This is a genomic window from Mesorhizobium silamurunense (assembly GCF_014843905.1).
Taxonomy (GTDB): domain Bacteria; phylum Pseudomonadota; class Alphaproteobacteria; order Rhizobiales; family Rhizobiaceae; genus Mesorhizobium; species Mesorhizobium silamurunense.
The window spans coordinates 1-422 of the sequence record NZ_LPVS01000168.1 but is presented as its reverse complement, the minus strand read 5'-3'; the positions used below and the strand labels follow the sequence as shown (position 1 = coordinate 422).

At 66.6% G+C, this 422-nt stretch carries 1 protein-coding gene; it reads left to right on the top strand.

The genetic code is table 11. The features are described from left to right. Positions 1 to 150: 150 nt before the first annotated feature. On the top strand, positions 151 to 422 hold a 272-nt coding region (locus tag AU465_RS36010), incomplete at its 3' end, for an FtsB/FtsL family cell division protein (RefSeq protein ID WP_246506622.1).

The following is a 422-nucleotide window of genomic DNA, read 5'->3' as shown; positions in this document are numbered from 1 at the left end:
GTAACCGGGGCAAAACCGGTGGCGGCCGCGGCGTTATGACTCGGGGGTATCGGGTTAGAGTGGGTGGCGGTTTGGCGGGCGGCGTGATTCCGTCGGGCCATGACGGAGCCACCAGATTCTCGAACGCTGAGCCCTGCGGACCTGCTCGACATGATCCTGCAGTTGCGGGCAGAGGTCGCCGGGCTTCGCGCCGAGAATGCGGCTCTGAAGGATGAGATCCGGCGTCTGAAAGGTCTACCGCCGCGCCCGACGCTGAAGCCGAGCGGGATGGAGCAGTCGTCCAAGCGGAGCTCACCTGCGGCGACGGGTCCGAAGCGGCGTGGCTCGAGCCGGGCGATCGTCACCGAAGAGCGCCGTCTTTGTTATGAGCCGCCACCGGGCTCGCGGTTTCTGGGGCGGACAAGCTTCGTGGTGCAGGATCT